Origin of the sequence: Parapedomonas caeni, from assembly GCF_041060555.1 — a bacterium.
GTDB lineage: Bacteria > Pseudomonadota > Alphaproteobacteria > Sphingomonadales > Sphingomonadaceae > CAUJIW01.
The window spans coordinates 137,668-151,418 of the sequence record NZ_JBEUDS010000001.1 but is presented as its reverse complement, the minus strand read 5'-3'; the positions used below and the strand labels follow the sequence as shown (position 1 = coordinate 151,418).

Genomic DNA, 13,751 nt, shown 5'->3' with positions numbered 1-13,751 from the left:
CGCCAGCGCTCATTCCTCGACGCCGGTCGAGGCACAACCCTTGATCTCGCTGGGCTGCAACCACCACCCGGGGTGGGTGGCACCCAGGGCATCGCATGCCCGCGCCATGTCATCGCCGCTCTCAAACACGGCGAACCAGCTGGGGCCGGAACCCGCCATCCGTGCCAGCCTGACGCCCGGCTGGTGCGCCAGCGCGCGGCCCAGCGCCATCACCTCCGGCGCGCACAGGCTCGCCGCCGCTTCCAGATCATTACGCCACCCGGCCAGCGCCGCGACGGTCACCGCCGCCTCCGCCCCGGCCAATGGCGCGGAGAAGGGCAGCGCCGCCTCCCGGAAGGCCTTGAAGACGCTGGGCGTGGCCAGCGGCCATCGCGGATTGGCCAGCAGCACCGGCAGTGATGACCAGGCCAGCCGTGCCGGACGCAGGATGTCACCGACGCCCGTGCCCCACATCGGCCGGCTGTGCACACATGCCGGAACGTCCGCGCCCAATGCCGCCGCCAGCGCCGCGAGGCGTTCCGGCGACCAGCCAAGCCCCCACAGCCGGTTCAATCCACGCAGGGTCGCCGCCGCGTCGGCGGATCCGCCGCCCAGTCCAGCCGCCACCGGAATGCGCTTCTCCAGCCGGATCGCCGCGCCCGCCGCGGGAAGTCCCGCCGCCTCCGCCAGACGACGCGCCGCCCGCACGACAAGGTTATCGTCAGCCGACGTCGCCAGTGTTGGCGCGAACGGCCCCTGGATGGTGAGCGACAGGCTGTCGGCGGCCTCAATGGTCAGGACATCCCCGAACCGCGTGAACGCGAACAGCGATTCAAGCAGATGATAGCCATCGGCCCGCCGACCCACCACATGCAGCATGAGATTGAGCTTGGCGCGGGCGGTTTCCACGATGGGCGCGGGCGCGGCGACGGTCATGGCGGCCCGGCGTCAGCGGCCGTTGCGCGCCGTCGACAGGGCCAGGTCCAGCCCCCACTCGATCCGGTCCTTCAGGCGACGCGCCTGGTCGGGATCGGGTTCGCAGTCAAGCGCGGCACGCCAGCGGAACCGGGCCTCGATCTGACGGCCGACCCGCCAGTAGGCGTCCCCCAGATGCTCGTTGATGGTGGGGTCGCCCGGCTGATCGGCGACGGCGGCTTCCAGCTGCTCAACCGCTTCCTGATAGCGTCCGGCGGTGTAGTGGACCCACCCCAGCGAATCGATAATGAAACCGTCGCCCGGGCGTTTTTCCACCGCCCGTTCGATCAGCGCCTGTGCCTCGGCGAGATCACGCCCCTGCTCCAGAAGAGAGTAACCCAGATAATTCAATACATTAGGATCATCCGGCCGCAACTGCAACGCCCGCCGCAGATCGGCCTCGGCAAGCGCCCACTGGCGGGCACGCTCATGACAGACACCGCGCATGTAGTATAGCGCCCAGTCCGTGGCGGCAGGGCTGGTGATCCGGTCGATGACCAGGCCATAGCCCTCGGCCGCCTCGACATAACGCTCCTGCCGTCGCAGGATATCGGCATACGCCAAGCGTGGCGCCACCAGCGCGGGACTGGTCTCGATAAGTTCCCTGAGCAGAGTCAGGGCAGCCTCGACCTGCCCCATGGACTCCAGCACGCCGGCACGTTCAATGCCCGCCTGCAATGCCAGCGCATCCCCCGCGCCCACCTTCTTCAGCGCATCAAGAGCCGCGGGAAACTCGTTGGTTTGCCTGAGAATTTCCGCTGTCAGCAGATGCGCTTCGGCAAAGTCCGGCCGACTGACGGCGGCGACCCGGGCAAACACCAGCGACAACGGCGTCGGCTCTTCCCGTGAAAGATCGAGGGCCGCCCGGAAGAACAGTTCGGCCGCGCCATCCGCAGGCGTCCGCACGGGCGACGCGATCTTCCCGGCACGTTCCAGCTGACGCCTTGGGTAGGCCAGTTGCGGCAGCGGGTCACGCGCTCCGGTCTCGCTGTCCATCAACAGACGGCGCGCCTGAGCATCGTCGCCGCTGGCCTGCGCGGCGGCGGCGGCGGCCCAGCGCAAGCGCCCTCCCCCCTGACCGGTCGCCAGCAGCTCGGCGAACGCGGCGCTGGCGCCAGCGGCATCGCCAGTCATCAGGCGCAGATAAGCCTGATGTTCGAGGCGGTAACCGCGAATGAAGCCATCGGTGCCTTCCAGGTTGATGGCCTGCAACGCCGCCGCCCCCTGACCACGACCATAGGCGATCCAGGCGCGCAGAATCGGTGCCATCACCGCCTCGATGCCGCCGGCGGCAAGTCCGTCCAGCCGTCGCTCGGCCGCGGCATGATTGCCCTGGCGGAAATCATCGGCGATGAGCACAAGCACGGCGGTCGAGTTTTGCGGATCGACCTTCAGCACCTCGCGCGCGGTCTCCAGCGTCAGCGGGACATTCCCCGCCGCCAGCGCAAGCTCGAAGGTCCGTCGCAGCAGGATCGGATCATCCCGCTCGATCGACCGCACCCGGGCAAAGTAGCGCGCGGCATCCTGGATGCGATCGGTCGACCAGGCGTGACGGCCCAGCACATAATCGCGATATCCATCGTCGGCTTTCGGCGCCGCGAGCGCCGCGCGCGCCGGTGTCACGGCCAGCATCAGCCCGGCAGCGACGGCAAAAATTCCGATGGTGTATGTCGACCTGGCCGCGGACACGGAACCTCACATGTTGGGATAGTTCGGACCCCCGCCACCTTCAGGTGCCACCCAGTTGATGTTCTGGGTCGGATCCTTGATGTCACAGGTCTTGCAGTGAACGCAATTCTGCGCGTTGATCTGCAACCGCGGCTCCTCGCCCTCGGCCCGGACGATCTCATAGACGCCCGCCGGACAATAACGCTGCTCCGGTGCGTCGTAGAGTGCCAGATTCGTGCTGATCGGCACATGCGGGTCCTTCAGCGTCAGGTGGATCGGCTGATCTTCCTCATGGTTGGTGTTGGAGAGGAACACTGACGTCAGGCGATCGAAGCTGATCTTGCCGTCCGGCTTGGGATAGACGATCGGCTGCACCTGATCCTTGCGCTTGAGCGCCTTGTGGTCCGGGTGGTGGCCGAACGTCCAGGGAATCAGGAAACCCAGACCCAGATCATGCAACCACAGGTCGAGACCGGTGTACAGCGTACCCAGCGGGATGCCGAACTTCGACAGCGCCGGGCGGGCGTTGCGCACCTTGTGCAGATCCTTCCACACCCAGGAGGCCTTGAACGCGTCGGGGTATGCGGTGAGCTCGTCCGCGCCGCTCGCGCCCGCCTTGATACGGGCGAACGCCGCTTCCGCCGCCAGCATGCCGGACTTCATGGCATTGTGACTGCCCTTGATGCGCGGCACGTTGACGAAACCGGCCGAGCAGCCGATCAGCACGCCCCCCGGGAAGGTCAGCTTCGGAATCGCCTGGAAGCCGCCCTCGTTGATGGCCCGCGCGCCATACGCGACACGCCGGCCGCCTTCCAGCATTTCACGTACCGCCGGATGGGTCTTGAAACGCTGCATCTCCTCGAACGGCGACATGAAGGGGTTGGCGTAATCGAGCGCGACCACGAAGCCGATCGCCACCTGGTTGTTTTCCTGGTGGTAGATGAAGCCGCCACCCACGGTATCGGTCAGCGGCCAGCCCTGGGAGTGAATCACCATGCCCTGCTTGTGCTTGGCGGGATCGATGTCCCACAGCTCCTTGATGCCGATGCCGTAGGTCTGCGGCTGCACGCCGCCGCGCAGGTTGAAGCGCTCGATCACCTGCTTCGACAGGTGGCCACGCACGCCCTCGGCGAAGAAGGTGTATTTGGCGTGGATCTCCAGGCCCGGCTGGTAGCTCGCCTTGTGGCTGCCGTCGCGGGCGATGCCCATGTCGCCGGTGGCGACGCCCTTCACCGAGCCGTCCTCGTTGTAGAGCACCTCGGCGCCGGCGAAGCCGGGGAAGATCTCGACGCCCAGCGCCTCGGCCTGCTGGGCCAGCCAGCGGCACAGGTTGCCAAGGCTCAGCGTGTAGCAACCGTCGTTCGACATCAGCGGCGGCAGCAGCCAGTGCGGGAAGTCGATCTTGCCGGTCTCGGTCAGGATCCAGTGATGGTTGTCCGTCACCGGCACGTTGAGCGGCGCGCCCTTGTCCTTCCAGTCGGGAATCAGCTCGTTGAGCGCGATCGGATCGACCACCGCGCCCGACAGGATGTGGGCGCCGATCTCCGACCCCTTCTCCAGCACGCAGACGGACACCTCGTGCCCCTGTTCCTGCGCCAGCTGTTTGAGACGAATGGCCGCCGAGAGGCCCGCCGGCCCACCGCCAACAATCACCACGTCATAGGGCATGGCTTCGCGCTGCGTCATAATCCTCTCACTCCCGAATGCGCGGGAACTTCCGCTCCTCACCTTTAGATGAACGCACACATACGTGCGACGAAAGCGGTTGACCAGAGGCCGATTGCCCAGCCAGATGCGGATATGACCCAAGTTCACGTGGACGACGCGCATGCCGCGGCGGCAATGTTGCGTTGGCTGGTTGACGCTGGCTGCACCAGTCTGGTGCGGGAAGAGCCTGTTTCCTGGCTGACACCCGCGGCATCACGCGCGCCCGCACCCCGGAACGCCGTAACCTCGCAGGTCGCGCCGGAGTTCACTCCGGAGCGTGTATCACCCGTCGCCTCCGTGCCAGCCGCGACAAGGCCCGCCGTTTCCGCGGTGGCGCCGGTCGTGGCATCGGCGGCTGAAACGCTCGCGCGCCAGGCGCAGACGCTCGACGAGCTGCGTCAGGCCATCGAGGCGTTCGAGGGCTGCCCCATCAAGGAGCACGCCAAAAGGACCGTGATCGCCGACGGCAACCCCGAATCGCGGGTGATGCTGATCGGCGAGGCGCCCGGAGCGGAGGAAGACCGCACCGGCCGGCCGTTCGTCGGCCAGGCCGGCAAGTTGCTCGACCGTATGCTCGCCAGCATCGACCGCGACCGGACGAACACCTACATCACCAACGTCTTTTTCTGGCGCCCGCCCGGCAACCGAACTCCCACGACCCAGGAGATCGCCCTGGTGCAGCCGTTCGTGCGCCGCCACATCGAGCTGGTGCGCCCCAGGGCAATTCTCAGCCTCGGCGGCGTCTCGGCCAAGGCACTGCTGGAGACCGAAACCGGCATCACCCGGTTGCGTGGCCAGTGGCACAGCCTGCACGCTGGCAACCTCGATATTCCGGTCATTGCGACCTTTCACCCGGCCAATCTCCTGCGCCAGCCGGCGAACAAGGCCTACGTCTGGCGAGATCTGCTGGCCTTCGCCCGACGGATCGAGGCCGACGCGTGACGATCCGACGCTGGCCCCGCCTGATCGGCCTGCTGGCCGCCGCGACTGTCGCCTGGGTACATCCGTCCCCGGCGGACGCCGCCAAGCCGAGTGCCGCCAAGTCGGCCAAGAAGAGCACGAAGAAGGCGGCCGGCAAGAAATCCCAGGCCCGCAAGGCCCCGGCCAGGCAGAGCGGCAAAACCGGCGCCCGGGCACCGGAACCGGCGACTATTCCCGCCAGCATCCCGCAGATTCTGGCGCCCGAGGATCAGAAGCTCTACGTCGAGGCGTTCGAGCAGGGTGCTGCCGGAAGATGGCCCGAGGCGCTGGCGACCGCCGCCCGGACCGCCAATCCGCTGCTGCTCGGCCATATCCGCGGCGAGGCGTTGCTGGCCGGCCATGACCGCAGTTTCGAGAGTCTGCGGGCCTGGCTGGCGAACCATGCCGACCTGCCCCAGGCGCCCGCGCTGCATGCGATGGCGCGCGGGATCATGCCGACATCAGCCGCGCTGCCGCCGCTTCCTGACCGCCAGGTCCCCCCCGTGGTCACACCGTCGCCCCGCCCGGTCTCCGCCAGCCGCGAGCTGACGGCCGCCAATCGCCGGCTTGCCCAGCGGCTGGCCGACCGGGTGCGCCCGCTGCTGACCGCGGAGAAGCTCGACGAGGCAGAGGAGGCCTGGCGCAAGCTTGAGGGTGATGGCGACATGCCGGTTGCCGCCCGGGCGGAGTGGGCGGCGCGCATCGCCTGGCGCTACTATCTCGCCGGAGACGACATCGCCGCCATCCGCATGGGCACGCTGGGCGGCGCTTCCGCGACTTCAGAGGCCGCCGACGCCCAGTGGGTGGCGGGGCTCGCTGCCTGGCGACTGGGGGAGTGCGAGCGGGCCAGCCGGCACTTCGATGCCATGAACGCCAAGCCCGACGTACGCAGCGACATCCGCACCACGGGCCTGGTATGGGCGGCCCGTGCCCATTTTGCCTGTGGCCGACCGGACAAGGTGTCGCCGCTGCTGCGCCGGGCCGCCCAGCAAGGCAACGAAACCTTCTACGGCCTGGTGGCGCTGCGGCTGCTGGGTTTCACCCCCAGCTTCAACTGGGGACCGCCCAGCTTCATCAACGCCGACTGGAACCAGCTCGCCGCCATTCCCGCCGTCCAGCGGGCCGTCGCCCTGGTGCGGATCGGCCAGCTCGGCCTCGCCGACCGCGAGCTGAAGAACCTGTGGGGCCAGACCGACAACGCCAACTTCGACGCGCTGGTCCGCCTGGCGGCCGCGCTCGGGCTGCCGGCGACCCAGAACTGGCTGTCCGCGCGACCGCCCGCCGGCCACAGTCCGCCGATTTCGGTGCGCTACCCCTCGCCGGACTGGGTGCCCTATGGCGGCTGGCGGGTTGATCGCTCGCTCGTATATGCCTTCGCCTTGCAGGAATCGCGCTTCCAGACCAACGCCGTCTCCCGCGCCGGCGCCCGTGGCGTCATGCAGCTGATGCCCGGTACGGCGCAGGTTGTCATGAAGGCCGATCACCTCAAGGGCGTGACTGGTTCTCTCACCGATCCCGTATTCAATCTCGAACTAGGGCAAACCTATCTGGAGAAATTGCGTGATTACCCGGCCACTGCCGGCGCGCTGCCCAAAGTCATCGCCAGTTACAATGCCGGCCCCGGCGCCGTGCAGCGCTGGACAGTCGACTACAAGGATGATCCCCTGCTGTTCATCGAATCCATCCCGTTTGCCGAAACCCGGGACTATGTGGAGAAAGTGATGCGCAATTACTGGATGTACCAGATGCGCAACCGTGAACCGACGCTGAGTCTGGACGCCATCGCCGCCGGCGCCTGGCCGATGTTCCCCGGTACGAGCGGCCCCGCTGCCATCCATGGCCCCCTGCCCGCCACCAACGATCCGGACGTGATGCCGGCCGTCGGCGCCGATCCCATCGGCATCGGCCTGCCGCCCGAGCCGCTGCCGGTACGCGGCGGGCCGCTTGATCCCGCGCCTGACGGCGCTCGCTGAGGAACCCGCCATGCCCATCGACGAGAGCCTGCCGTTCCAGCCCGTACAGATCGCCGTGCTGACCGTGTCCGACTCCCGCACGCTGGCCGACGACAGATCCGGCCAGACGCTGGTGGAACGCATCGAGGCCGCCGGCCACCGCGTCGCCGACCGCCGCATCGTGAGCGATGACACAGGCCTGATCGTCGAGGCCTTGCGCGGCTGGATCGCCGACCCACGGGTGGACGTGGTCATCACCACCGGCGGCACCGGCGTTACCGGCCGCGACGTCACGCCGGAGGCGTTCGCCCAGGTGTGCGAAAAGGACATACCGGGTTTCGGCGAGCTGTTCCGCTGGCTGAGCTACGCCTCCATCGGCACCTCGACCATCCAGTCCCGCGCCACCGCCGGCGTTGCCCGCGGCACCTATCTGTTCGCGCTGCCCGGTTCGACGGGCGCCGTGAAGGACGGCTGGGACAAGATCCTGCGTGACCAGCTCGACAGCCGGCACAAGCCCTGCAATTTCGTCGAACTGATGCCCCGCCTGACCGAACGCTGACCTGATTGCATGTCCATGTCCGCATCAACGACATCCTCAAGGAGACCATCATGCGCACGCTGCTGCTGGGCGTTCTCGCCGCGATGACTGTGGGGGGCTTGACGCCATCCGCCCCGGCGGCGGAGATTCAGGCCGACGACCCCTTCCAGTGGCTGGAGGACGTCGAGGGCAAGGCCGCGCTTGACTGGGTACGCGCCCGCAATGCCACCTCGCTCGCCACGCTGGAAGCCCAGCCAGGTTTCGCCGGTTATCGCGCGCGGGCCGAGGCCATCCTCTCCGATAAACAGCGCATCCCGTTCGCGGCCATCCAGGGCCAGTCGGTCGTCGGGTTCTGGCAGGATGACCAGCATGTGCGCGGCATCTGGCGCACCAGTCCGCTGAAGGACTACCTCGCCGGCAAGCCGGCATGGCGGACGCTGATCGACGTCGACGCGCTGGCAAAAGCGGAGGGCGAGAACTGGGTGTGGAAGGGCGCGCAGTGCCTGATGCCGGCCTACGACCGCTGCCTTGTCTCGCTGTCACGCGGAGGCAAGGACGCCGTCGAGATCCGCGAGTTCGACATGAAGTCCGGCCAGTTCGTGGCCGACGGCTTCCGGCTGCCGGAAGCCAAGGCGCGGGTCGACTGGTTCGACCGCGACAGCCTGCTGGTCGGCACCGATTATGGTCCCGGCAGCCTCACCGAATCCGGTTATCCGCGCATCATCAAGCTGTGGAAACGCGGCACACCGCTGGCGGACGCCCGTACCCTGTTCGAAGGCAAGACGGACGATGTATGGGCGGCGCCCGACACTCGCATCGGCGTCGACGGCGCCTTCCGTACCATCGTTCGCGGCCTGACCTTCTGGACCGCCGAAATCTACCATGTCGCTGACGACGGCGCTCTCGCCCGCTCGCCGCTGCCGCTCGACGCTGATTTCAAGGGCGTGTTCTCCGGCCTCGCCGTCGCCCTGCTGCGCGGCGACTGGACCCACGACGGCGTAACCTACAGGCGCGGCGCGCTGGTCGCCTACCCGGTCCGGCCACTGGTCAACGCCGGCGCCACCAAGGTGGAACTGGTCTATGCCCCGCCGGCGGGTGTCGCCGTCTATGAAGTGGCCGGCGCCCGCGACGTGCTCTACGTCACGGTGCTCGACAAGGTGCGCGGTCGGCTGCTGGCGCTCAACCGGGGCGAACCGGCCTGGAAGGTCCGCGACATGGCGGTGCCGCCCAACGGCGCGCTGCACCTGATCTCGACCAGCGACGACTCCAACCTGGTGCTGCTGACCCACGAAGGCTTCACCACGCCCCAGACGCTGCTCGCCGTCGACGAAGGCCGCCAGCAGTCGCCCTACCGGTTGCCGCAACGCTTCGACCCGGCGCGTTTCATCGTGGAGCAGGCCTTCGCCACCTCGAAGGACGGCACGAACATCCCCTACTGGGTGGTGCGGCCCAAGAATGCGACAGGCCCGCTGCCAACCCTGCTCTATTCTTATGGTGGCTTTGAAATTCCCTTGTTACCCAACTACGTGACGCCGGAAGTTCAGTTCTGGCTGGAGGATGGCGGCGCCTATGTCGTCGCCAACATCCGCGGCGGCGGCGAATTCGGACCGGACTGGCACCAGTCGGCGCTGCTGGAACATCGCCAGCGCGCCTATGACGATTTCGCGGCGGTCGCCGCCGATCTGCACCAGCGCAAGCTCACCACGCCGGCCCAGCTCGGCATCTACGGCCGCTCCAACGGCGGCCTGCTGGTGTCGGTGGCCTTCACCCAGCACCCGGAGCTCTACGGCGCGGTGATCTGCGGCGTGCCGCTGGCGGACATGAAGCGCTACCACAAGCTGCTCGCCGGCGCCTCGTGGGTCGGCGAATACGGCAACCCGGACGATCCGGCGCAGTGGGCCTATATCAGCGGCTACTCGCCCTATCAGCGCCTGACGGCCGATGCCCGGTACCCCCGGGTGTTCTTCTACACATCGACCAAGGACGATCGGGTCCATCCCGGCCACGCCCGCAAGATGGCCGCCCGCATGGAGGCCCAGGGCCATCCGTTCTTCTATTACGAAAACATCGACGGCGGCCATGCCGGCGTCGCCAACCTCAAGGAAACCGCATACCGGGCGGCGCTGATGAAGGTCTATCTCGACAGTCAGCTCAAGCCGGCCGGCACGGCGGCCGCGCGCTGATCGCTGGCGACACTCGCCCGGGCGGCGTCCCCGCTCGGGCCTCGCGGCCGGCAAACCCCATCCGCACAAAAAAAGACGGCGGGATCTCTCCCGCCGTGCTCTCTCTTTTTTTCAGGCGATCCCCAAATCTTATTTGATTTTTGCTTCTTTGAAATCGACGTGCTTGCGCGCGATCGGGTCGTACTTGCGGAACGACAGCTTTTCCGTCTGCGTGCGCGGATTCTTCTTGGTGACATAGAAATAGCCGGTGTCGGCAGTGCTCACCAGTTTGATCTTTACGGTGGTTGGCTTCGCCATGACTGAAGTCCTCGGTCTTGATAGTGGGCCAACGTCGCGCGCTGCCCGAAAACAGGTGGCCGCCTATGCCCCATGGACCCGGCCAAGTCAAGACATGCGGCGTTAATGGAGCGGCAATCGTCACGCTTTTATAGTCGGAAAGCTTGGGAGGGCCGTTCAATGATGTCCGACGACGACTGGCAGGACGCGAAACAGGCACTGGGAGACCGGATCGACGACCTGCGGGCTGACTACCGTCGCCTGCCCGTCGACGAGCTGGCCCGCCAGATTCATTCGCTCAAGGGCCTGTCGGCGGCCTACGGCCAGCGCGCCATCGCCGGCCTCATCCACGCCCTGGAAGACGACCTCCGGACCCAGGGGCGCGCGACCCCCATCGCCAGCTATCTCGACATGATGGATGACATGCTGGACGCCCGGCGCGGCGCCGACATCGCCTATCTCGACCTGATGCTGGCGACACTGCACAGCCGTTTCACGGCTGCCTGAGCCCATCGGGACGGTCCAGCAGGCAATCCACCGACAGCAACGCCTGCCGGTTCTGCTCGGCAACGATGCAGGCCGGACGCGCCAGCACCCAGCCACCGCACGTCGATGCCGTACAGGCCGGCAGATGCCCCGTCTGGGCCAGAATGCCGTACCACCAGGCCTGCCGCGCCGCCTGCGCGTTGAATGCTCCACGATCCACCAGCAGGTGGGTCACGCTGTAGCGCTCGCGCACCGTCGCCACCGGCGCCGCTGACAAGGCATAGGTCGCGGCAATGCTGTCGGCCAGTCGCTGGCGCATGACCTCCCGATAGTCGCGATGATAGGCGACATGGAACTCCCGCGCCGCCAGCACCGACCGGCCGGCCAGCGCCGGCACCATGTCGAGGTCCGCACTGTTGCCGGCAATCAGACTTTCCGTCGGCAGCCGGCGCAGCGCCACGATGATCTCGGGCGCCAGCGGCCGGGAGACCAGCCCCAGCGCCGACGGGGGCGCCGCCAGCCCTGCCAGTGGCAGCAGCACCAACGTCCCCACCAGCAGCCGGCGCGGCCAGACAGACAACCGGCCGAGCATCCACCACAGCCCCCAGCCCGCCAGCAACGCCACCGCCAGTCGCAGCCCGGTCAGAGCAAACCGTGCCGGCAGATAGAGATCGAACAGCACCGCATGCGCCAGTGCCCACAGCATCCAGCCCGCCGCCAGCGCGGCGATCGCCAGCCGCCGCAGGTCAACCGGCAGGCGCCCGGCCAGCGCCAGCGCGATCAGTGTCGCCAGCAGCGCCAAGCCATGGCGCAGTCCCGGCACCGGCAGCGCACCACTGCGCGCCCCGAACAGCCAGTAGGTTACCGGACTGGCGGCAAAGAACGGCGTCCGGCCGTCAGCGGCGAACTCCGCCAGACCGCGCGCCTCGACACCAGTGACCAGCGGACCGCCACTGCCACCGGTGAGCGTCACCGCCAGCGTACCCGCCATGAGCGTACCGAGCATCACGAGACCCGGCGACCAGTCAGGGCGCTCGCGCCGCAGAAGTTGCCAGACTCCCACCAACCCCAGCGTGACGCCGGTCAGGACCGCAACCGGCGGATAGGTCAGGCCCAGCAGCAACCCCGACGCGCCGGCCAGCATCAGCCAGCGCCGGCGCCAGCCCAGCAGCATGACCATGAGCCACAGCCAGGCAAAGGCGCGGGCGGACGCGCAGGCAAGATCATCCGTCACCCACAGCGCCTGGATCAGCAGCAGGCTGCCCAGACCGGCGGCCGGCGGCGCGAGATCGAACCCGCGCAGCACGTGAAAGCCGGTCCACGCCAGCAGCAGGGTCAGCAACGCCGGGTAGAGCTTGGCCAGCAGCAGCGGCGACACGCCCAGGTGCGCCGGCAGGGTGTAGAGCAGCTTGAAGGCCTGGGTGTTGCTGGCCTCGAAGTAACGGGCGATCGGATCATCGACGAACAGGCGGGGATCGCGGATCGCCTCCAGCCAGGCAATGTGCTGGCGCACGTCGTCCTGCACGCTCAGCGGGTCGGCCAGCGCCATCACCAGCCAGACCAGCGCCAGACACAGCGCGCCGGCCATGCACGCCGCCAGCCAACGGCTGGTCATGTCATCCTCAGGCAACGACACGGCGGAAGACGATGTGTCGATAGAGGGCATATTTGACGAAGAACGACGCGCCAAGGATCAGGACTGCCAGCAGCATATAGGGAATGCCCACGCGGTCGACCAGCAACGCGAACAGCCCCCATTCCACCAGCCGGGCGCCACCGGACACCATGACGAAGCGCAGCATCTGCCGCCCCCAGTGATGGTGGGTGGCGCCGAAAATGACATGCCGGCTGGCCCAGAAATTGAACAGCAGCGCCGCCACCAGCGCGATCCCGTTCGAGACCTCGGGCTCCAGCCCCGCGCCTTCCGTCGCGCTGAAGGTGATGCCGAGGATCAGCAGTGCCGATACCCCGCCCACCACGCCATAGAGCAGCAGGGAACGCCAGCGGCTCCCCAGCAGGCGGGTGGCCAGGGCTGCGATCACGAACGGGTCCGGCGGTCGATCAGATCGGCGAGCAGGCCGAGCATGGTGGTGTTGAGCGCCAGCAGCAGGCTGGTGGTGGTCTTGTCGGTGAGGTCGGACAGCACGAACATGTCGTAGCCGAGGCTGACCAGGGCAGCCGCCCAGAACGTGAGGATGAACGGCTTGAGGACACGCAGCGGCGCGAAATACATGCCGGTGCGGGCGATGGTGGAAACGAAGCGCAAGGTATCTCGGATCGGCTTGATCTTCGAGCGACCGATGCGTGGCGCATAGGAGATCGGCTCATAGATCACCTCAAGGTTCTCCATGAACATGGCGATGGTGATGGTGGTGGTGAAGCTGAAACCGTCCGGCAACAGCATGATGTAGCGCCGGGCGATGTCGGCGCGGAAGGCACGGAAGCCCGAGTTGATATCCGGTATATGGCTCTGGGTGATCCACTGGGCATAGAAGCGCAGGAAGATCTTGGGGATGCGCCGCAGCCGGGAATAAACCACGTCGTCGCCAATGCGCGCGCCCACCACCATGTCGGCGTCCGGCTGGGCGAACAGCTCGCCCAGTCGCTCATTGGGATAGGTGCCGTCGGCGTCGGTGATGGCGATCCAGCCGCCACGGGCTTCCATCAGGCCGGTCTTGAGCGCCGCGCCGTAGCCGCGGTTGCGCCGGTGCCGGATCAGGCGGATACGATGGTCGTCGGCCGCCAGCGCCGCGACGACATCGCCCGACTGGTCGACCGACCCGTCATCAATGACGATAACCTCGAAGCTGCCGGCGGGCAGGTCGCGCGTGCAGGCCGACCGCACGGCCTCGATGGTGGCGGCGATGGCATTGCGCTCGTTGTAGCAGGGAATGAGGATGGAATAGGCGATGCCCGCCGCGCCCTGCGTCGGCGATACGGCGCGCGCCTGTGCTCCAGCCTCGTCCATCAAACTCTCCCGCTGGCGTCGTCACGCCGGGCAGCGACCGCCCGGTCATGCAGTCCACA

12 protein-coding genes are annotated in these 13,751 nt (G+C 67.5%); 5 read left to right on the top strand and 7 right to left on the bottom strand.

The genetic code is table 11. The features are described 5' to 3' along the window. Positions 1–9 precede the first annotated feature (9 nt). The 3 genes from ABU113_RS00640 to ABU113_RS00630 form a co-directional block, all read right to left on the bottom strand. The gene (locus ABU113_RS00640) at positions 10–915 is read right to left on the bottom strand and encodes a 4-(cytidine 5'-diphospho)-2-C-methyl-D-erythritol kinase (protein WP_454557534.1); all 906 of its coding nucleotides are present in this window, start codon (positions 913–915) and stop codon (positions 10–12) included. Positions 916–927: 12 nt separating this feature from the next. Continuing rightward, complete coding sequence (locus tag ABU113_RS00635; RefSeq protein WP_454557533.1) at positions 928–2,586, bottom strand: tetratricopeptide repeat protein; 1,659 nt, start codon at positions 2,584–2,586, stop codon at positions 928–930. Positions 2,587–2,649: 63 nt separating this feature from the next. Then, on the bottom strand, positions 2,650–4,308 hold the full coding sequence (locus ABU113_RS00630) for an electron transfer flavoprotein-ubiquinone oxidoreductase (RefSeq protein WP_454557532.1): 1,659 nt from the start codon (positions 4,306–4,308) through the stop codon (positions 2,650–2,652). Between the two features lie 114 nt (positions 4,309–4,422). Here ABU113_RS00630 and ABU113_RS00625 point away from each other — a divergent pair, with 114 nt between their 5' ends. The 4 genes from ABU113_RS00625 to ABU113_RS00610 are packed head-to-tail and all read left to right on the top strand — an operon-like array spanning position 4,423 to position 9,962. Then, positions 4,423–5,271, top strand: coding sequence for a uracil-DNA glycosylase (locus ABU113_RS00625; protein ID WP_454557531.1), 849 nt, complete (start codon positions 4,423–4,425; stop codon positions 5,269–5,271). Then, entirely contained in the window at positions 5,268–7,262 is a 1,995-nt protein-coding gene (locus ABU113_RS00620; RefSeq protein ID WP_454557530.1) for a lytic transglycosylase domain-containing protein, read from the top strand. The genes ABU113_RS00625 and ABU113_RS00620 overlap by 4 nt, the downstream gene beginning before the upstream one ends. Before the next feature lie 10 nt (positions 7,263–7,272). Beyond that, on the top strand, positions 7,273–7,800 hold the full coding sequence (moaB, locus tag ABU113_RS00615) for a molybdenum cofactor biosynthesis protein B (protein ID WP_454557529.1): 528 nt from the start codon (positions 7,273–7,275) through the stop codon (positions 7,798–7,800). Positions 7,801–7,805: 5 nt separating this feature from the next. After that, positions 7,806–9,962 (top strand): prolyl oligopeptidase family serine peptidase, encoded by a 2,157-nt coding sequence (locus tag ABU113_RS00610; RefSeq protein ID WP_454557528.1) that lies wholly within the window; start codon positions 7,806–7,808, stop codon positions 9,960–9,962. Between the two features lie 129 nt (positions 9,963–10,091). Here ABU113_RS00610 and rpmG read toward each other — a convergent pair whose 3' ends face one another. Further along, positions 10,092–10,259, bottom strand: coding sequence for a 50S ribosomal protein L33 (rpmG, locus tag ABU113_RS00605; protein ID WP_454557527.1), 168 nt, complete (start codon positions 10,257–10,259; stop codon positions 10,092–10,094). 159 nt (positions 10,260–10,418) lie between these two features. Between rpmG and ABU113_RS00600 the strand changes: the two genes are divergently transcribed. After that, positions 10,419–10,745, top strand: coding sequence for an Hpt domain-containing protein (locus tag ABU113_RS00600; protein ID WP_454557526.1), 327 nt, complete (start codon positions 10,419–10,421; stop codon positions 10,743–10,745). On the opposite strand, the gene ABU113_RS00595 is transcribed toward ABU113_RS00600, so the two are convergent. Genes ABU113_RS00595 through ABU113_RS00585 form a run of 3 tightly spaced genes read right to left on the bottom strand, consistent with a single transcriptional unit; the run spans position 10,732 to position 13,692 of the window. After that, positions 10,732–12,339 (bottom strand): hypothetical protein, encoded by a 1,608-nt coding sequence (locus tag ABU113_RS00595; RefSeq protein WP_454557525.1) that lies wholly within the window; start codon positions 12,337–12,339, stop codon positions 10,732–10,734. The genes ABU113_RS00600 and ABU113_RS00595 overlap by 14 nt on opposite strands. A gap of 7 nt (positions 12,340–12,346) precedes the next feature. Further along, complete coding sequence (locus tag ABU113_RS00590; RefSeq protein ID WP_454557524.1) at positions 12,347–12,766, bottom strand: GtrA family protein; 420 nt, start codon at positions 12,764–12,766, stop codon at positions 12,347–12,349. Further along, complete coding sequence (locus tag ABU113_RS00585; RefSeq protein WP_454557523.1) at positions 12,763–13,692, bottom strand: glycosyltransferase family 2 protein; 930 nt, start codon at positions 13,690–13,692, stop codon at positions 12,763–12,765. Before ABU113_RS00585 ends, ABU113_RS00590 begins: the two co-directional genes overlap by 4 nt. Positions 13,693–13,751: the final 59 nt, after the last annotated feature.